The sequence below is a fragment of the Ottowia oryzae genome (genome assembly GCF_003008535.1).
Taxonomy (GTDB): domain Bacteria; phylum Pseudomonadota; class Gammaproteobacteria; order Burkholderiales; family Burkholderiaceae_C; genus Ottowia; species Ottowia oryzae.
On sequence record NZ_CP027666.1, the window covers coordinates 1807912 to 1826550 of the forward strand.

Annotated in this window: 18 protein-coding genes; 5 read left to right on the forward strand and 13 right to left on the reverse strand. The window is 67.6% G+C overall.

Annotated features, from left to right (window positions below; translation table 11 throughout):
- Nucleotides 1-108: 108 nt before the first annotated feature.
- The 5 genes from C6570_RS08405 to purN form a co-directional block, all read right to left on the reverse strand.
- Nucleotides 109-1320, reverse strand: coding sequence for a DesA family fatty acid desaturase (locus C6570_RS08405; protein ID WP_106702802.1), 1212 nt, complete (start codon nt 1318-1320; stop codon nt 109-111).
- Nucleotides 1321-1577: 257 nt separating this feature from the next.
- Entirely contained in the window at nt 1578-2051 is a 474-nt protein-coding gene (locus C6570_RS08410; protein ID WP_106702803.1) for a hypothetical protein, read from the reverse strand.
- A gap of 188 nt (nt 2052-2239) precedes the next feature.
- On the reverse strand, nt 2240-3535 hold the full coding sequence (locus tag C6570_RS08415) for an RsmB/NOP family class I SAM-dependent RNA methyltransferase (protein ID WP_106702804.1): 1296 nt from the start codon (nt 3533-3535) through the stop codon (nt 2240-2242).
- Nucleotides 3536-3656: 121 nt separating this feature from the next.
- Nucleotides 3657-5528, reverse strand: a complete 1872-nt coding sequence (locus C6570_RS08420; protein WP_106702805.1) for a M48 family metallopeptidase — start codon at nt 5526-5528, stop codon at nt 3657-3659.
- Nucleotides 5529-5640: 112 nt separating this feature from the next.
- Complete coding sequence (purN, locus tag C6570_RS08425; protein ID WP_106702806.1) at nt 5641-6234, reverse strand: phosphoribosylglycinamide formyltransferase; 594 nt, start codon at nt 6232-6234, stop codon at nt 5641-5643.
- Nucleotides 6235-6301: 67 nt separating this feature from the next.
- Here purN and C6570_RS08430 point away from each other — a divergent pair, with 67 nt between their 5' ends.
- The 4 genes from C6570_RS08430 to C6570_RS08445 all read left to right on the forward strand — a co-directional run bounded on the left by C6570_RS08430 (nt 6302) and on the right by C6570_RS08445 (nt 10074).
- Nucleotides 6302-6967 carry a YceH family protein gene (locus C6570_RS08430; RefSeq protein WP_106702807.1) on the forward strand — a complete coding sequence of 222 codons (666 nt, stop codon included), beginning with the start codon at nt 6302-6304 and terminating at the stop codon, nt 6965-6967.
- A gap of 47 nt (nt 6968-7014) precedes the next feature.
- Entirely contained in the window at nt 7015-7623 is a 609-nt protein-coding gene (locus C6570_RS08435) for a class I SAM-dependent methyltransferase (RefSeq protein WP_106702808.1), read from the forward strand.
- Nucleotides 7624-7966: 343 nt separating this feature from the next.
- Nucleotides 7967-9244: a purine-cytosine permease family protein gene (locus C6570_RS08440; RefSeq protein ID WP_106702809.1), complete on the forward strand. Its 1278-nt coding sequence runs from the start codon at nt 7967-7969 to the stop codon at nt 9242-9244.
- 401 nt (nt 9245-9645) lie between these two features.
- Entirely contained in the window at nt 9646-10074 is a 429-nt protein-coding gene (locus C6570_RS08445; RefSeq protein WP_106702810.1) for a VOC family protein, read from the forward strand.
- A 305-nt stretch (nt 10075-10379) separates the two neighbouring features.
- Here C6570_RS08445 and C6570_RS08450 read toward each other — a convergent pair whose 3' ends face one another.
- The 8 genes from C6570_RS08450 to C6570_RS08490 all read right to left on the reverse strand — a co-directional run bounded on the left by C6570_RS08450 (nt 10380) and on the right by C6570_RS08490 (nt 17439).
- The gene (locus C6570_RS08450) at nt 10380-10985 is read right to left on the reverse strand and encodes a PadR family transcriptional regulator (RefSeq protein WP_106702811.1); all 606 of its coding nucleotides are present in this window, start codon (nt 10983-10985) and stop codon (nt 10380-10382) included.
- A 445-nt stretch (nt 10986-11430) separates the two neighbouring features.
- A complete protein-coding gene (gene gltA / locus C6570_RS08460) occupies nt 11431-12726 on the reverse strand; it encodes a citrate synthase (RefSeq protein ID WP_106702812.1) in 1296 nt (431 codons plus the stop codon).
- Nucleotides 12727-12766: 40 nt separating this feature from the next.
- Entirely contained in the window at nt 12767-13048 is a 282-nt protein-coding gene (locus C6570_RS08465) for an FAD assembly factor SdhE (protein ID WP_106704598.1), read from the reverse strand.
- Nucleotides 13049-13074: 26 nt separating this feature from the next.
- Nucleotides 13075-13779: a succinate dehydrogenase iron-sulfur subunit gene (locus C6570_RS08470; RefSeq protein WP_106702813.1), complete on the reverse strand. Its 705-nt coding sequence runs from the start codon at nt 13777-13779 to the stop codon at nt 13075-13077.
- Between the two features lie 29 nt (nt 13780-13808).
- Nucleotides 13809-15614, reverse strand: a complete 1806-nt coding sequence (gene sdhA / locus C6570_RS08475) for a succinate dehydrogenase flavoprotein subunit (RefSeq protein WP_106702814.1) — start codon at nt 15612-15614, stop codon at nt 13809-13811.
- A 61-nt stretch (nt 15615-15675) separates the two neighbouring features.
- A complete protein-coding gene (sdhD, locus tag C6570_RS08480; protein WP_106702815.1) occupies nt 15676-16041 on the reverse strand; it encodes a succinate dehydrogenase, hydrophobic membrane anchor protein in 366 nt (121 codons plus the stop codon).
- Nucleotides 16042-16065: 24 nt separating this feature from the next.
- Entirely contained in the window at nt 16066-16497 is a 432-nt protein-coding gene (sdhC, locus tag C6570_RS08485; RefSeq protein ID WP_106702816.1) for a succinate dehydrogenase, cytochrome b556 subunit, read from the reverse strand.
- Between the two features lie 141 nt (nt 16498-16638).
- A complete protein-coding gene (locus C6570_RS08490; protein ID WP_106702817.1) occupies nt 16639-17439 on the reverse strand; it encodes a GntR family transcriptional regulator in 801 nt (266 codons plus the stop codon).
- A gap of 204 nt (nt 17440-17643) precedes the next feature.
- On the opposite strand from C6570_RS08490, the gene C6570_RS08495 reads away from it, so the two are divergent.
- The gene (locus C6570_RS08495; RefSeq protein ID WP_106702818.1) at nt 17644-18630 is read left to right on the forward strand and encodes a malate dehydrogenase; all 987 of its coding nucleotides are present in this window, start codon (nt 17644-17646) and stop codon (nt 18628-18630) included.
- The last annotated feature ends 9 nt before the right edge of the window (nt 18631-18639 follow it).

Below are 18639 nucleotides of genomic sequence, written 5' to 3' on the forward strand. Positions count from 1 at the left end.
GCAGCTTCTGAATTCATAGCGAGCCCGGTGGCAACCATCGCGCAAAGCGCCAGCCGGCTGGCAGCGCGAACTGCCGGAGGTCGGCCTCCGCAGCGCGTCAAACCACGATCACCCCGCCACACGCACCGCACGCAGCTTCAGCGAAAACTCGCTCAACGCCGCGATACCGCTTTCCTCCGCGCGGCGGCACCAGGCTTGCAGATCGGTCACCAGCTGCTCGCGCGTGCGGCCGGTGTTCAGCCACAGCTGGCGCAGCTCTTCGCGCATGGTGACCATCTTGTCCAGCACGGGGTAGGCGGCGCGGGCTTCGGCCAGCTGGGGCACGGCGGCGGCGGGCACTTTGTCGGCGTCGCGGTGCAGCCAGCGGCGGGCTGCCTGCAGGGCGCCGCTGCGGCTGGCTGAGTGGGTTTGCTGGGCGAACACCTCGCGCATGTGGCGGGCGTAGCCGGCCATCAGCTCGTAGCGGTGAGCGATGATGGCCTCCAGCGTTTTCTCGTCCGCCACGGGGCGCACTTCGCCCAAGGCCATGCGCGGCGCCGTTTTTTTGGCGTTGGCCAGGCCCAGGCGGCTCAGCACGCTGATGTAGAGCCAGCCCACGTCAAATTCATACGGCTTGACCGAGAACTTGGCCGACGTGGGGTAGGTGTGGTGGTTGTTGTGCAGCTCTTCGCCGCCGATCAGGATGCCCCAGGGCACGAGGTTGGTGGAGGCGTCCTGCGCCTCGAAATTGCGGTAGCCCGAATAGTGGCCCACGCCGTTGACCACGCCCGCTGCCCAGAACGGAATCCACCCCGCCTGCATGGCCCACAGCGCGGCGCCCAGCGCGCCAAACAGCAGCACGTCGATCACCAGCAGCAGGCTGACGCCGAGCACGGAATAGCGGCTGTACAGGTGCCGCTCGATCCAGTCGTCGGGCGTGCCATGGCCAAAGCGGGCCATGGTGTCGGCGTTCAGCGCCTCGGCGCGGTACAGCTCGGCACCCTGCCACAGCACCTTGCGCAGGCCGTGGATCTGCGGGCTGTGCGGGTCTTCGGCCTGCTCGCACTTGGCGTGGTGCTTGCGGTGGATGGCCGTCCATGCCTTGGTCGTCATGCCGGTGGTCAGCCACAGCCAGAAGCGGAAGAAGTGCTGCACCGCGGGGTGCAAGTCCAGCGCGCGGTGGGCCGAATGGCGGTGCAAGTACAGCGTGACGCTGACGATGGTGATGTGCGTCAACACCAGCCCGAGCAGCAGCACCTGCCACCAAGCCCAGCCCAGCAGGCCGTGCGCCGCCCAGTTCAGCAGCGAACTGAAAACTGCAGAATCCAAAAACGTTACCATGCGCAGGGGTGTCCGGGTCAAGAAAAAGAGGGCTGCCACCCAGGCCGGGCTGGCCGCCGCAGGAGCGCGTTGCCGCGCTGCAGCCTGTTCGAGTGCCGGCAGCGCCAAAGGTTCGCCAGCCGTCTCGGCATTCTAGGAGCGAGGCTATGCGCCGCGCACCGGTAGAAGCCCTGCACGAGGTGGGCCGCCGGCTGCCGGCGCTCGGTTGAAACCCGTGTGTGCAAGTGCTACAGGCGATGGCCGATGGCCTTGGGCGTTCAGCGCGACTCGGAGGCCGGCGCGGTCCGTCTACAGCGGCGCACCTGCGCCATCGACAGGCCCAGCCCGATCGCCGCGCCCACCGCACCGCCCACCAAGGTGCCCGTCGATCGGTTCGAGAAAGAGGGGTGCACTAGCGCCACGCGCACCGTGCTGGCCAAGCTGCGATCATCGGCGTGCACTCGAGTGCCGGGTGCGGCCTTATGCACCAGCACCAGCGCCAGCAGAAGACCACAAGACAGCACCGCCCCCGCGCTGATAAGCACCGAAGTGCGCGCCCAGGTGGCCGAGCGCGAAGCCCATGCAATGGCCAGCGGCACCAGCCAAAACGCGCTGGGCCAGACCCCCCTCCGCAACGCCCGGATGCCGGGCACATAGTCGTCGTAGAGCGATGTGGTGGCAGCGAGAAAGTACAGCGCTGCGGCGTAGCAAAGCACCGCCAGCGCCGCGCCCAGCAGGTGCGTGGCGGGCATTCGGTGGGAGGGCGCTGATTCAGGCACGGATGCGGTCATTCATCGAGCGGGCGGTACGTCACTGCCCATCTGCCCTTCGCCGCCGCTGATTTGGCCCGTACGGCGCGCGCCGCTTGGTCGCTGCGGGCGACGGAGGAAAGGGTGACTTGCGGCTCCGCCAACGTGCGGCAACGACCCGCCCAAGCGGCTCAGCCGCCCCGGCGCTGCCACACGGCGGCGAAGAAGCCGTCTGTGTGGTGGCGGTGCGGCCACAGGCGCAGGTAGCTGCCCGGCGCCACGCCGGCGGCTTCGGCGTCGGGGGCGCACAGGGCCTCGGCGCCTTCCACCTTCAGCGCCGTCAGCAGTTGGGCTGCGTTCAGTGGCTCGAAATCGGGGTGGGCTGCGCCAAAGGCGGCGGCCACGTCTTCGTTTTCAGACTGCAGGATGCTGCAGGTGGCGTACACCAGCCGCCCGCCGGCTTTGACCAGGCGCGCCGCGCTGCTCAGGATGGCGAGTTGCTTGGCGTTCAGCTCGGCCACGTCCTTGGGCGACTGGCGCCATTTCAGGTCGGGGTTGCGGCGCAGGGTGCCCAGGCCGGTGCAGGGGGCGTCCACCAGCACGCGGTCCATCTTGCCGGCCAGGCGCTTGATGCGTTCGTCGCGCTCGTGCGCGATGGCCACGGGGTGCACGTTGGACAGGCCGCTGCGCGCCAGCCGGGGCTTGAGCGCGGCCAGCCGGTGCGCCGATACGTCGAACGCGTACAGCCGCCCGGTGTTGCGCATGGTGGCGCCGATGGCCAGCGTCTTGCCGCCAGCGCCTGCGCAGAAGTCGGCCACCATTTCGCCGCGGTGGGCGTCCAGCAGCAGCGCGAGCAGTTGCGAGCCTTCGTCCTGCACCTCGATCGCGCCGCGCGTGAAGGCGTCCAGCTTCTGCAGCGCGGGCTTGCCCTTCAGGCGCAGGCCCCAGGGCGAGTACGGCGTTGCTTCGGATTGAATAGCGGCCTTCGCAAGCTCTGCCTGCACTTCAGGCCGTTTGGCTTGCAAGGTGTTGACGCGCAAGTCCAGCGCCGCGCCGTCCAGCAGGGCGGCGGCCAGGGCGTCGCGCTCGGGCTGGCCCAGCTCGGCCTGCAGTTTGTCGGCCAGCCAGTCGGGCAGGTTGTGGTGGTGCGCGGGCAGCAGGTCGGCGTCGCCCGCGGCGTCGCAGGCGTCCAGCCAGGCTTTCTCGGGCTCGTTCAGCGCCTGCTTGAGAAAGTCGCGCGGGGCTTGAAAGGCCAGGATGGCCAGGCGGCGCGGCTGCGGGCCGCTGCCCGAGCGGGCCAGAAATTCATAGAGCCGCTTGCGCCGCAGCACGGCGTAGGCGGTTTCGGCCAGGGTGGCGCGTTCGCGCGGGCCCAGGTTGCGGTGTTCGCGAAAGTAGCGCGAGACCACGGCGTCGGCCGGGTGGTCCAGCAGCAGCACGCGGCGCACCAGTTCGGTGGTTTCTTCCAGCAGGGCTTTGGGATGCATGGTGCGATTGTCGCATTGGCCGCCAGCGCCGTGGCGACTGGATTGAGTGCAAAAACAGGCGCTGGCGCTTGTCCAGCCTGCGCCAGAAGCTAGTTTTTTTGTAGCTGTAGCCCGGGGCGGCTCAGGCGGGCTCGGGGTAGGTGGGGCTGCGGGCGATGCGGCGCACCACGTCGTCCAGCGCGTCGGCCTGCTCGCGCCACGCCACCAGCACGGTGCCGGGCAGGTCCAGCGTGTGCTCCAGCTCGCGGCACAGGGCAAAGCGGTCTTCGTCGCCCAGATCGGGCAGCGAAAGCACCAGCAGGTAGGCGCGCCGCCAGGGGAAGGCCGGGATGCTCTTGCGCACCAGCCAGGCTTGCGCGACGTGCGGGTAGGCGGCCAGGTCGGCGCGCAGCTCGCCCAGCTCGAATTCGTTCAGGTCGTGCGCCGCCGCGCCGCTGGCAAAGGGCGATTCGGTCAGCTCTTGCCAGGCAGCTTGCTCGGCTTGTTCGGCCGCTTTCAGGCGCTGGCGCCAGGCCTGCAGGGTGGGCAGGTCGGTGGTGCCGGCGGCCAGCTGCGGCTCCAGCAGGGCGACGGCCTGTTGCGCGGCCCACCAGCGGTCGCCGGGGCTGGCTTCGTGCAGCTCAGTCAGGCGCGCCAGGCGCTGCGGCGCATCGGCGGGCAAGGTGGCGGCGCTGCCGCGCAGGGCCAGCGCCAGGCCGGGCGACTGGGTCAGGGCGCGCTCAAAGCAGGCCAGCGCTTCCGGCCCGCGGCCGGTGGGGTCCAGCCGCAGCAGCAGGCCGCCCATTTCGCACCATTGGGCGGCGCTGGCGCTGCCGGCGCCCCCCTTGAGCTGTTGCAGGCGCTGCTGCACGCGCGCCAGGTAGGCGTGGCGGCGCTTCCAGACGGTGGCGTGGTCGCGGCACCAGTGGTGGTCGAACTTTTCAACCCAGCGGCGCCGGTCGGCCAGCAGGGCCATGGCCGGCTGTGTGGACCAGGCTTCGGGCAGGCTGGCCGGGGCCTGCAGCGCCTCCAGACGGTCGCGCAGGCCGGGGTGGGTGTCGTCTACGGCCGGCAGGGTTTTCAGCGCGCTGCGCAGCGCCTGCTGGGCGAAGGCGGTTGGGGGCGCCTGCGCCAGCAGGCGGCGCATGGCGCCGTACGGCCCGACGGGCGTGGGCGCTGTGGCGGCAGCGCGAAAGTGCGCGGGCCAGAATTCGGCGTTCAACCACGCGGATTTGACGGCGATTTCCACCAGCGCCGCGCCCGCAGCGGTGCGGCCCGCCACCTGGGCGGAGGCCAGGTCGGCCTCGTATTCGTCCTGGCGCGCCAGCGCGAAGGTGCGGGCGGAAAAGCGCGGCACGTACCAGCCCAGAAACGCGTTGGTGGCCCAGCCGGCGGGGCCAGGGTCGGCGCGCAGGCCCTCGTGCAGGCGCGCCCAGGCCAGGCGGCTGCGGTAGATCCACGCGGCAAAGCGCCCGTGGCCGCCGCGCAGGTGGCCGTATTCGTGCGCCAGCACTGCGCCCAGGCGCCGCGCGTCCAGCGCCATCAGCAGCGGCAGGCCCACGGTGAGGTGGTTGACGCTGCCGCCCAGCCCGCCCCAGCGCGGCAGTTGCACGATGCTGGCGTTGAAGTCGCCATCCAGCCGCACCTGGTGCACGGGCGGGCCCTGCACCTTGGCGCGCACGCGCTCGATCAAGTCGAACAGGGCCGGGGCATCTTCGCGGCGCAGCACCTCGCCGTCCGGGGCGTCCAGCCGCAGCCACAGCGCGCGCAGGCTGGCCAGCAGCAGCGCGCCCGCGGCCAGCACCGGCCAGACGTAGTAGCCCCTCAAGCCGCCGCCGCGCAGCAGCTGCCAGCCCACGAAGCCCAGCAGCGCCAGTGCCGCCACCACGCAGCCCAGCACCCACACATAGCCCAGCGCGGCAAAGGCGCCCACGCTGCGCCGGTACGCGCCAGGGTTTTCGGCGCTGGCCTGCTCAGACAGGCGCAGCAGGTGCATGAATTGCGCGCGTTCCATGGGGTGTCTCCTGCGGGCGGGGCGGGCTGCCGGTTGGCGTGGGCGGTGCCTGCTCTTGTGGGCTCTGGGTGGCTAAAACGGGCCTTGGCGCCCGTGGCACGGGCGCTGGCAGCTACAGATTGCGTAGCGTTTCGGCCACGGCGCGCGGGTAAATCAGGTGTTCTTGCGTGCGCACGCGCGCCGCCAGGGTGTCGGCCGTGTCTCCGGGCAGCACGGGCACCACGGCCTGCGCGGCGATGTGGCCGTGGTCCAGCTCGGCGGTGACGTGGTGCACGGTGGCGCCGGCCACGCGGCAGCCCATGTCGATGGCGCGCTGGTGCGTGTGCAGCCCCGGAAACGCGGGCAGCAGGCTGGGGTGGATGTTGAGCATGCGCCCGGCGTAGCGCGCCACAAAGCCCGGCGTGAGGATGCGCATGAAGCCCGCCAGCACCACCAGCGTGGGCGCGTGCGGCTCGATCGCTGCGGCCAGGGCGGTGTCGAAGGCCTCGCGGCTGGGGTGGGCGCGGTGGTCCACCACGGCGGTGGCGATGCCCGCGGCCTGCGCCAGCGCCAGCCCGGCGGCGTCGGGCCGGTTGCTGATCACCGCCGCCACGCGCGCGCCCAGGCCGCGCGGTGGCGCGTCGGCCCAGTGTTCGCGCTCGGCCGCGCGCACGATGGCGGCCATGTTGCTGCCCGCGCCAGAAATCAGGATGACGATGTTCTTCATGCGCGGGCGATTATCCCTGCGCCATCAGCGGGGGCAGCGCACTGGCGCGGCCCGCTATGCTTGGGCGATGAGTCTGCGCCCCCTGACCCCCAACGAAGCCCGCGTGCTGGCCACGCTGATGGAAAAAGCCCGCACCGTGCCCGACACCTACCCGTTGTCGCTGAACCTGGTGGTGACCGGAGCCAACCAGAAAAGCAGCCGCGACCCGGTGATGAGCCTGACCGACGCCGACGCGCAGGAAGCGCTGGACGATCTGAAGCGCCTGGGCCTGGTGATCGAATCGCACGGCAGCCGCGTGGCCCGCTACGAACACAACGCGCAGCGCGTGCTGCAGGTGCCCGACCAGTCTGCTGCGCTGCTGGGGCTGCTGATGCTGCGCGGCCCGCAAACGGCGGGCGAGCTGCGCATCAACGCCGAGCGCTGGCACCGCTTTGCCGACATCTCGTCGGTAGAGGGTTTCTTGAACGAGCTGGCCGAACGCCCCGCCGAAAAAGGCGGCCCGCTGGTGGTGGTGCTGCCGCGCGCGCCGGGCGAGCGCGAGGCGCGCATCGCCCACCTGCTGTGCGGGCCGGTGGAGGCGGCGGTTGCTTCAAATACGATAGCTGCCAGCGCAGGTGCAGCGGGCGCTACAGGCCAAAATGACCGTATTTCCGCGCTGGAGGCCCGGGTGGACGAGCTGGCCGCCCAGCTGGCCGCGCTGCAGGCGGCGGTAGCGCAGCTGGGTGGCACCTGAGCCGCCCGTGCCCCCCAGCCTGAACTGCCTGAATTGCCCAACGCCGCATGCAATCTGCCCCCGCCGCCACCTTTGACGAAGCGTATTACCAGCGCTTTTACTTCGACAAGAAGACCAGCGTGGTCGACCCCGCGCACATGGACCGCCTGGGCGCGTTCGTGGGCGCCTACCTGCAGTACCTGCGCGTGCCGGTGCGCCGCGTGCTGGACGTGGGCTGCGGCATCGGCCTGTGGCAGGGGCTGATCGCGCGGCACTTTCCGCAGGCCAGCTACCAGGGCGTGGAGCTGAGCGACTACCTGTGCGATCGCTACGGCTGGCAGCGCGGCTCGGTGGTCGACTACACCGCCGACGCGCCGTTTGACCTGGTCATCTGCCAGGGCGTGCTGCCCTACCTCAGCCCGCCCGATCTGCGCCGCGCGCTGGCCAACCTGGGGCGCCTGAGCCAGGGCGCGCTGTACGTGGAAGCGGTGTCGCGCGAAGACTACGAGCGCGACGTGATCGACGAGCAGCTGACCGACGCGCGCCTGTTCCGCCACCGCGCCGAGCTGTACCGCCGCGGCCTGCGCGCCCATTCGCGCGAGCTGGGTGGCGGCCTGTGGCTGAGCCGCCAGGCCGAGGTGCCGCTGTTCGCGCTGGAGCATCTGGACGCTGACTGAGCCGGGGCTGATCCGCGGCTGAGGCCATTGCCTGCTGGATCCGCCTGCGGGCCGCCGCCCTCACAGCGTGGGCATCGCAGCGTTGGCGCCGCAGCGTGGGCCGCAAAGCGGCGCTCGCCCCGCCCATCAGCCCGCCGCGCCCCGCATGGCAGAATCGCCACGCCGCCCGCTGAGGGCGGCTTTCGCTGGGGGTGCCCCGCGCCGCAGCCGGTGCGTGGGCTGAGAGAGTCCCTTTGAACCTGATTGAGGTCATCCTCGCGCAGGGAAGCCCGCTCCACCACGCCTTGCCAACGCTGCGCAGGGCCGGGGCGCTCCTTGTGCTGTGCCGCAAGGAATCCGCCGCATGAGCACCGCCGTTTCATCCCAACCTGCCTCCAACGAGGCGCTGGCCCCGCTGCCCGCCAGCCAGCGCGTGTTCGGCTGGCACGACCACGCTTCGCTGTGGTTCAGCCTGGGCGTGGGCCTGCTGGTCATGCAGATGGGCGCCTACCTGATGCCCGCCATGGGCACGCAACAGGCGCTGCTGGCCATCGTGGCGGGCTCGGTCATTGGCGCGGGCCTGCTGGGCTGGGTGGCCAAGCTGGCCTGCGACAGCGGCCTGGCCAGCGCGGGGCTGATGCACGCCGTGTACGGGCGCCACTTCGCCGGCCTGCCCATCGTGCTGAACATCGTGCAGCTGCTGGGCTGGGGCACGTTCGAGCTGGTGGTGATGCGCGACGCCACGGTGGCCATCGGCCGCCAGTCCGGCGCGATGGCCGCCAGCGGGTGGCCGGTGGCTGCCACGCTGCTGTGGGGTGGCGTGGTCGCGCTGCTGATCAGCGGGTCGATGGTGCAGCTGGTGCGCCGCCTCATCGCGCGCGTGGCGCTGCCGCTGGTGGTGTTGTCGCTGCTGTGGCTGACGTGGCAGTTTCTCTCGATGGCCAACGCCCAGGGGCTGCAGCAGATCTGGCAGCGCCAGGGCGAGGGCGGCCTGGGCGTGCTGCCCGCGCTGGACTTGGTGATCGCCATGCCGATCTCGTGGCTGCCGCTGCTGGCCGACTACGCGCGCCACGGCAAGCGCGGCGCCAGCGCACTGCGCGGCACCTGGCTGGGCTATGCGGTGGCCAACATCTGGTGCTATTCGCTGGGCGTGCTGGTGGCGCTGACGCTGCCCAGCCAAGACCTGGTCACCGCGCTGCTGCTGGCTCAGGGCGGGCTGATTGCGCTGTCGCTCATCCTGATCGACGAGGTGGACAACGCCTACGGCGATGCGTATTCGGGCGCCGTGTCGGCCCACAGCCTGTGGCCGCGCCTGTCGGTGCGCGCCTGGGGGCTGCTGGTCGCAGCGCTGAGCACGGTGCTGGCGCTGCTGCTGCCCATGCACAGCCTGGAGCCGTTCTTGCTGCTGCTCAGCTCGGTCTTCGTGCCGCTGTTCGGCGTCATCCTGGGGCGGCTGGCGCTGGGCGTAGACATTCCCGCCGCGCTGCAGCGCACAGCCAGCGTCCACTGGGTGCCGGTGGGGCTGTGGCTGGGCGGCGTGGCGCTGTTCCACCTGCTGCCCAAATACCTGCCGGGCTGGGGCGCGGCGCTGCCCACGCTGGCGGTGTGCTTCGTCCTGGCGCGGCTGACGCGGCCGCGTTGAGGCTTGCGGGGGCTGAGGCGGGGCGGGTTGAGCTGACGAGGTTGTCGTCTGCTGACTGCCAGATGCTTCAAAAAGAGTAGCTGCCAGCGCAGGTGGGACGGGCGCCAGAGCCTGTTTTTATAAGGATTCTTCTAGAGCGGCTTTCGCCGTCTCGGAGCGCGACATCGTCAGAGACAGGGATGTTGGCAAATCCCCCGCGCCGCTTCGTCATATGGCTTGTCAGGCGCCCTACGGTCAGGCAGCCTGTCGTCAATCTGCGCTGGGCCGCGATGGATTCAGTGGCGCCCCAGCGGCCCGTTACGATACCGGCGATCCCGCCCGCCCGCTGCCTGTGAAGCGAGGCAAGGGCCAACGCGCCGCAGGCCCCACGCCGGGCGCACGCACAACGAAAAGGAGACACCATGTTCAGTCACGTCATGCTCGGCGCCGCCGATCTGGAGGTATCGCGCCAGTTCTACGACGCCGTGCTCGCCCCCTTGGGCACCGCGCCCGGCGTGGCCAACCGGCACCGCTACTTCTGGCGCGGCGCGGGCGGCACGTTTTCGGTCAGCACGCCCATCGACGGCCAGGCGGCAACGCACGCCAACGGCGGCACCATCGGCTTTGCCGCCGCCAGCACGGCCCAGGTAGACGCGTTCCACGCGGCGGGCCTGGCGCACGGTGGCACCCCCTGTGAAGAGCCGCCCGGCTGGCGCGGCGAAAAGCCGGGGCGCATGTACATCGCCTACCTGCGCGACCCGTCGGGCAACAAGATCTGCGCCGTCTACCGCGAACCCAAAGAGCCTGAACGGCAGCTTGGGCCAGCGCTTCGCCCGCCAAACTACTCATAAATACATAGCTGCTGGCGTAGGATGGGCGGGCGCCAGTGCCCATTTTTGATGCCAAGCGACGCTGGGTCGCATTCCCATTGGGTTGCGCACCTTGCTGTGGCAGCGCGCATAAAAAAGGGCCGACAGGCAGTGTCCTGTCGGCCTCTATCGCTGGGCGATGTGGCGTGGCTGCCGCCCAGCTTTCGGTGTAAGCGCTGCGCCTTGCATCGGCACCGGGGCGGGCCCGCGCGCTGCGACCGGCACAGGCCCAGTCGCGCAGCGCAGGGCTGGTCAGCCCGGCGGCCTGGCGCCTTCGCGCGCCAGCCTCAGACCTGCTCGATCTGCAGCGCGGCCTGGTCCAGCGCCGCCGCCAGTGCCTTGATCTGCGCCTCGGTCAGCGGATCGGCCGGGTGGCCGGGGCGGCCGTCCAGCTTCAGGCGCAAGGCCGTACGGAAGTTCTCCAGCGCGCGAATCAGCTGCGCGGGGCGCTGATGCCGCTCGTGCTTGCGGCCGTCGGACAGGCGCGCCAGCAGCTGCTGCAGCGCCTCGTCCTGCTCGGCCAGCGCGTCCTGGCCTTCCGGCGTGATCGCGTACTGCTTGCGGCCGCCGGCGGCCTCGGTGGCGGTGACGTGGCCCATGTCCACCAGCACGCTCAGCGTGGGGTACATGGTGCCGGGACTGGGCTGGTAGTCGCCGCCCACCAGCTCGCCCACGGCGCGGATCAGGTCGTAGCCGTGGCTGGGTTGCTGGGCGATCAGGTGCAGCGCCAGCAGGCGCAGGCCCCCGGCTTCGAACATGCGTTCGCGCCGACGCGCCCGATGCTGTTCCTCATGACGCGGGCCATGGTGGCCCGGGCCGTGGCCCGAGCCCATGCCAAAGTCGTCGCCGTGGGCTTGGTGCGGGGCATGGTGGTGATGGTGATGGGGAGGCATGTTGCTTTCCTTGGGTTCGTTGAAGATGTAGCGAAGATATATCTAAACACAACGAAATTCAAGGGCTGGGCGCGGCATTGCATAACTTTACGAAGCAGCGCTTCACCGCTGCGGCGCCCGCGCCCCGCGGCGACGGATGCAATGTGCCTTTCCAAGCCAACGCTGCCCCACGCACCCACGCACCCACGCACCCACGCACCCACGCACCCACGCACCCACGCACCCACGCACCCACGCACCCACGCACCCACGCACCCACGCACCCACGCGGCGCACGCATCCTTGCCCGGCCGGAATGGCAGGGGCATGCGGAAATTCAATGAAACTGGCTGCCAGCGCTGGTGCACAGTGCGGTGGCAGCTATCGAAAGTGAAGCGATTAGGCCCGTTTGGCCATAAAAAAACCCGCCACGCGGGCGGGTTTTCTGAGCCGAAAGGCGCGCCGATCAGGGCACGTTGCGGCGCGGCGAGCCGACGTACAGCTGGCGCGGGCGGCCGATCTTGTACTCGGGGTCGGCGATCATCTCGTTCAGCTGGGCGATCCAGCCCACGGTGCGGGCCAGCGCGAAGATGCCGGTGAACAGGTTGACCGGGATGCCCACGGCGCGCTGCACGATGCCGGAATAGAAGTCCACGTTGGGGTAGAGCTTGCGGGAGACGAAGTATTCGTCTTCCAGCGCGATCTTTTCCAGCGCCTTGGCCAGGGCGAACAGCGGGTCGTTTTGCAGGCCCAGCGCTTCCAGCACTTCGTTGCAGGTTTCCTGCATGAGCTTGGCGCGGGGGTCGTAGTTCTTGTACACGCGGTGGCCAAAGCCCATCAGCTTGACGTTGCTGTTCTTGTCCTTGACCTGCTTGATGAAGTCGCCAATCTTCTCGACGCCACCTTGCTTCTGGATGTCGTAGAGCATGTTCAGCGCCGCCTCGTTGGCGCCGCCGTGCGCGGGGCCCCACAGGCAGGCCACGCCGGCCGCGATGGCGGCAAACGGGTTGGTGCCCGACGAGCCGCACAGGCGCACCGTGGAGGTGGAGGCGTTCTGCTCGTGGTCGGCGTGCAGGATGAAGATGCGGTCCATCGCTTTTTCGATGACCGGGTTGACCTTGTATTCCTCGCAGGGCGTGCCGAACATCATGCGCAGGAAGTTGCCCGCGTAGCTCAGGTTGTTCTGCGGGTACATGTAGGGCTGGCCCAGGCCGTACTTGTAGGCCATGGCGACCAGCGTGGGCATCTTGGCGATCAGGCGGATCGCGGCGATGTTGCGGTGCTCGGGGTTATGGATGTCGGTGCTGTCGTGGTAGAAGGCCGACAGGGCACCCACCAGGCCGGTCAGCACGGCCATGGGGTGCGCGTCGCGGCGGAAGCCCCGCAGGAAGAACTGCATCTGCTCGTTGACCATGGTGTGGTTGGTCACAAGCTGGTGGAAATCGTCACGCTGCGCGTTGTCGGGCAATTCGCCGTTCAGCAGCAGGTAACAGGTGTCCAGGTAGTCGCACTTTTCTGCCAGCTGCTCGATGGGGTAGCCGCGGTAGAGCAGCTCGCCCTTGTCGCCGTCGATGTAGGTGATGGCGGACTGGCACGAGGCGGTGGACATGAAGCCCGGGTCGTACGTGAACATGCCGGTCTGCGCGTACAGCTTGCGGATGTCGATCACGTCGGGACCGATGGTGCCCTGGTACACCGGCAGCTCCACCTGGGGACTGCCGTTGGAGAAGGACAGGGTCGATTTGTTGTCGGCGAGTTTCATGTCTTGGTTCCTATACGGGTTGGCAGGCGAAGGCGAAGCCTTACGACGTGATGCGGGGTTGAACCCGCATCAGCGCCAGCAAGTCACGCACATCTGGCGTATCCAGATCGTCCGACGGTTCCTTTCGACCCAAAAGGAGGTCGAGCAGGTCGTTGTCGGACAGATCCATCAGCATGCCCAGCGCGGTAGCGCGCTCAGGCGTGATTTCGTTCTCGTAGCGCTCGAAGAAGCGCTCGATGAACAGGTCGTTCTCCAGCATGCCGCGCCGGCAGCGCCAGCGCAGCTTGGCCAGGAACCGGCTGTCCAGGAAAGCACCGTTCATGCGCGCGCTGCCTTGGTGCGGGGCCGTCAAACGGCCCGGCGCACCATCAATTCCTTGATCTTGCTGATCGCGGCCGCGGGCTTGAGGCCCTTGGGGCACACGTCCACACAGTTCATGATGGTGTGGCAGCGGAACAGCCGGTACGGATCGTCCAGGTTGTCCAGGCGCTCGCCCGTTGCCGTGTCGCGGCTGTCGGCGATGAAGCGGTAGGCCTGCAGCAGACCGGCGGGTCCGACGAATTTGTCGGGGTTCCACCAGAAGCTGGGGCAGGCGGTCGAGCAGCTGGCGCACAGAATGCATTCGTACAGGCCGTTGAGCTCTTCGCGCTCTTCCGGCGACTGCAGGCGCTCTTTCTCGGGCGGCGGCGTGTCGTTGATCAGGTAGGGCTTGATCGAGTTGTACTGCTTGAAGAACTGCGTCATGTCCACGATCAGGTCGCGGATCACGGGCAGGCCCGGCAGTGGGCGCAGGACGATCGGGTCTTTCAGCGTGCGCAGGTTGGTCAGGCAGGCCAGGCCGTTCTTGCCATTGATGTTCATGGCGTCGGAGCCGCACACACCTTCGCGGCACGAGCGGCGGTACGACAGCGTCGGGTCTTTTTCCTTCAGCTTGATCAGCGCGTCCAGCAGCATGCGCTCATGGCCGTCCAGCTCGATCTCCACCGTTTCCATGTAAGGCTTGGTGTCCTTGTCCGGGTCGTAGCGGTAGATTTTGAAAGTACGTTTTTCCATCGTGGATCTTTCTTAATGCGGGGCGGCGCTCAGAACGTGCGAACCTTGGGCGGGACGGTGTCGACGGTCAGCGGCTTGGTGCGCACTGGCTTGTAGGCCAGTTGGTTGCCTTGCGACAGCCACAGCGTGTGCTTCATCCAGTTGGCGTCGTCGCGGCCCAGCGGCGCGACCGGGTCGTCGGCAGGGCGCTCGTAGTCCACCACGGTGTGGGCGCCACGGCATTCGTGGCGAGCGGCTGCCGAAACCATGGTGGCCTGTGCCACTTCGATCAGGTTCTCGACTTCCAGCGCTTCCTGGCGTGCCATGTTGAACACGCGGGAATGGTCTTGCAGGCCCAGGCCCTTCACGCGTTCGCGCAGCGCGGCGATCTTGGCGACGCCTTCGTCCATGCTGGCCTGCGTGCGGAACACGCCGGCGTGCTGCTGCATGGCGCTGCGGATGTCGTTGGCGATGCGCTGGGGGTATTCGCCGTTGCTCGCGGCTTCCAGGCGGTTCAGGCGCGCCAGCGAGAAGTCACCGGCGTCGGCAGGCAGCGGCTTGTGCGCATTGTTTTTGTGGTGGGCAATGATGTGCTCACCTGCGGCCTTGCCGAACACCAGCAAGTCGAGCAGCGAGTTGGTACCCAGACGGTTGGCGCCGTGCACGCTGACGCAAGAGCATTCACCGACCGCATACAGCCCCTTGACGGGCACGTTGGGCTCGTCACCCACCGGCACGACCACCTGGCCGTTGATGTTCGTCGGGATGCCTCCCATCTGGTAGTGGATCGTGGGCACCACGGGAATGGGCTCTTTGGTGATGTCGACGTTGGCGAAGTTGATGCCGATCTCGTACACCGAAGGCAGGCGCTTGTGGATAGTTTCGGCGCCCAGATGGTCCATCTTGAGCAGCACGTAATCCTTGTTGGGGCCGCAGCCGCGGCCTTCCTTGATCTCCTGGTCCATCGAGCGCGAAACGAAGTCGCGCGGGGCCAGGTCTTTCAGCGTGGGGGCGTAGCGCTCCATGAAGCGCTCGCCTTCGCTGTTGATCAGGATGGCGCCCTCGCCACGGCAGCCTTCGGTCAGCAGAACGCCCGCGCCGGCCACGCCGGTGGGGTGGAACTGCCAGAACTCCATGTCCTGCAGCGGAATGCCCGAGCGCGCCGCCATGCCCAGGCCGTCGCCGGTGTTGATGAAGGCATTGGTGGAGGCCTGGAAGATGCGGCCGGCGCCACCGGTGGCCAGCAGCACGGTCTTGGCTTGCAGGATGTAGAAGTCGCCGGTTTCCATTTCGATCGCGGTCACGCCGACCACGTCGCCGTCGGCATCGCGGACCAGGTCCAGCGCCATCCATTCGACGAAGAAAGTGGTGTGGGCCGCCACGTTCTGCTGGTACAACGTGTGCAGCATGGCGTGGCCGGTGCGGTCGGCTGCGGCGCAGGCGCGCTGCACGGGCTTCTCGCCGTAGTTGGCGGTGTGGCCACCGAACGGGCGCTGGTAGATCGTGCCGTCCGGGTTGCGGTCGAAAGGCATCCCGAAGTGCTCAAGCTCGTACACGACCTTGGGCGCTTCCTGGCACATGAACTCGATGGCGTCCTGGTCGCCCAGCCAGTCAGAGCCCTTGATGGTGTCGTAGAAGTGGTAATGCCAGTTGTCTTCGCTCATGTTGCCGAGCGAAGCGCCCACGCCGCCCTGCGCCGCCACGGTGTGCGAGCGGGTGGGAAAGACCTTGGAGAGGACGGCGACGTTCAGGCCGGCGCGCGCCAGTTGCAGCGAGGCGCGCATGCCCGAGCCGCCCGCGCCGACGATGACGACGTCGAACTTGCGAACGGCGGTGTTTTCCTTGGTGTAACTCATGGTTTTGCAGTCTTGGTGAATTCAGGGGTGGCCGCTCGGGGCCGACGACGTCAAGCGCACATCACGAGCGCCACAGCACTTGCACCGCCCAGCCGCCGCAAGCCACCAGCCAGACGATGGTCGCCGCCTGCAGCAGCAGGCGCAGACCGGCCGGCTTGCCGTAGTCGTACCAGATGCTGCACATGCCGATCCAGGCGTGCCAGATCAGGGCGACGATAACGGCGAAGGTCAGCGCCTTCATCCACTGCGCGGCAAAGATGCCGGCCCAGACGTCGTAGCCGATGGGGCCCTTGGTGAACAGCACCTGCACCAGCAGCACCAGGGTGAACACCGCCATCAGCACCGCGCTCAAGCGCTGCACCAGGAAATCGCGCCAACCGTAATGCGCGCCCACCACGGTGCGCTTGTAGCCATAGGTTGCAGACATGTCGTTCTTCCTTGCTCTCGTGACTCAATACAAACCAAACAGCTTGGCGCCCAGGATCAGGGTCAGCGCAATGCTGGCCACCAGCACCGTCGCAGCCGAATGGCGGCCGAACTCCTTGGTGGTGCGATGCGAGACATCCAGGTACAGGTGGCGCACGCCGGCAAACAGGTGATGCAGGTACGACCAGATCAGTGCCAGCACGACCAGCTTGACGAACCAGCCCGGAAAAATCCACAGCCCGGCGCTGAAGGCGGCGCTGAACTGGCCGAACGAAATCTCGGAGGAAATCGACTTGTCGAACAACCAGATGATGAAGGGCAGCAGCAAGAACATCAGAAAGCCGCTGACGCGATGCAGGATGGACACCAGGCCTGCCAGGGGCAAGCGATAGGTTCGCACGTCCGTGAACAGGTTGAGGTTGCGGTATTGGGGGCGGGGTTTGGAGACTTCACTCATGGGCAGGCTCTCGTGGAAAAAGTGACGATGTTGTTCTGGGGTGCGGGCAAACCGTTAAATTCTATTGCAATGCAGCAACCGCGAGGGCGCGACACTGACGCATGGCCCTGTCCTGAGCCTGACGCCGCGCGGCCTGCTTGGCTAACTCAACTCGTTGCGGTAGTGGTGGGTGTCGGTGCGATAGAGCCCGCGACGAAGCTCCATGGGAGCGTCGTTGTAGGTGTAGGCAATCCGCTCCACGCTCAGCAAAGGCGTGGTGGCGGGGACTTCCAGCAGGGCGGCCTGCGACGCATCGGGCGCGAGGGCCCTGATTTTTTCATCGGCGCGCACCATGCGAACGCCAAACTCCGATTCGAATAAAGCGTACATCGGCCCGTGGTATTGCGACAGCCGCTCGGCCGTGAGGCCCTTGAACGGGCCTCCGGGCAGCCAGATGTCTTCCAAGATCGTCGGCACGCCGTTGAAACGCAACAGGCGTCGCGCCTGCAAGACCGGATCGCCGGTGCGCAGGCCCAGAAGGCGGGCGACGTCGGCGCTGGCGCGCTGGCGCTTGCAATTCACGAAATCGCGTTGCGCAGGGCCTTCGCTGTCGATGGTGCCGTGATCAGGCACCAGCCTGAGGAAGCGGTACTGCGCTTGCTGTTCGGCGTGCGTGCCCACAAAGGTGCCGCGACCTTGCCGCCGCACCAGCAGGTTTTCGGCAGCCAACTCGTCCACCGCCTTGCGAACCGTGCCCTGGCTGACCTTGTAACGGGCGGCCAGATCGAATTCACTGGGAATGACCTCGCCGGGCTTCCATTCGCCCTGCTGCAGGCTCTGAAGGATCAGGCCCTTGATCTGCTGGTACAGCGGGCTGAACGCAGGCGCCTGGCCCGACCATGCGCCCGAGGTCGACTCGGTCGATCCGCCGTCGGGCGGGGTAAGGGGAGCGTTGGAAGCCATGGAGGAAGCGGGTCAGGGGTCGGTAAGCGGAGGTTGCAATAATATCTTATATAAGACACAAGACAAATTGACCCCTAAGGGTTATCGCGGATACACTTCGCAGGTTTTCCAATCAGCGGTTGTCTGGGCGGCGGTTTCATCATGAAAGCGCAACGAACGCCAGGCATTGTCCGCACCCATCACCACTATCTGGAGTCTCCAACCATGAGCAAGAAGCCCGTACGAGTGGCCGTCACCGGCGCAGCAGGTCAAATTGGTTACGCATTGCTGTTTCGCATCGCCTCTGGCGAGATGCTGGGCAAGGATCAGCCCGTCATCCTGCAACTGCTTGAGATTCCGGACGAGAAAGCCCAGAAAGCCCTCAAGGGCGTGATCATGGAGCTGGAAGACTGCGCGTTCCCGCTGCTGGAGGGTGTGAAAGCCTACAGCGACCCCATGCAAGCCTTCAAGGATGTCGATTACGCGCTGCTGGTGGGTGCTCGCCCACGCGGCCCAGGCATGGAGCGCGCCGATCTCCTGGCCGCCAACGCGCAGATCTTCACCGCCCAAGGCAAGGCGCTGAACGCCGTTGCCTCGCGCAACGTCAAGGTGCTGGTGGTGGGCAACCCGGCCAACACCAACGCGTACATCGCCATGAAGTCGGCCCCGGATCTGCCGGCCAAGAACTTCACCGCCATGCTGCGCCTGGACCACAACCGCGCTGCTTCGCAACTGGCCGCCAAGACCGGCGTGAAAGTGGGCGATATCGAAAAGCTGACCGTCTGGGGCAACCACTCGCCCACGATGTACGCCGACTACCGTTTCGCCACGGCCAATGGCAAGTCCATAAAGGACATGGTCAACGATCAGGTGTGGAATGCCGACGTGTTCCTGCCCACCGTGGGCAAGCGCGGTGCTGCCATCATCGAAGCGCGCGGCTCGTCGTCGGCCGCATCGGCTGCCAACGCCGCCATCGACCACATGCGTGATTGGGCACTGGGCTCCAACGGCCACTGGGTGACCATGGGCGTGCCTTCCAACGGTGAATACGGCATTCCCAAGGACGTGGTGTTTGGCTTCCCGGTTACCACCGAGAACGGCGAGTACAAGATCGTCGAAGGTCTGGACATTGATGCCTTCTCGCAAGAGCGCATCAACAAGACGCTGGCTGAGCTGCAAGGCGAGCAAGACGGCGTCAAACACCTGCTCTGATCCGCAGGT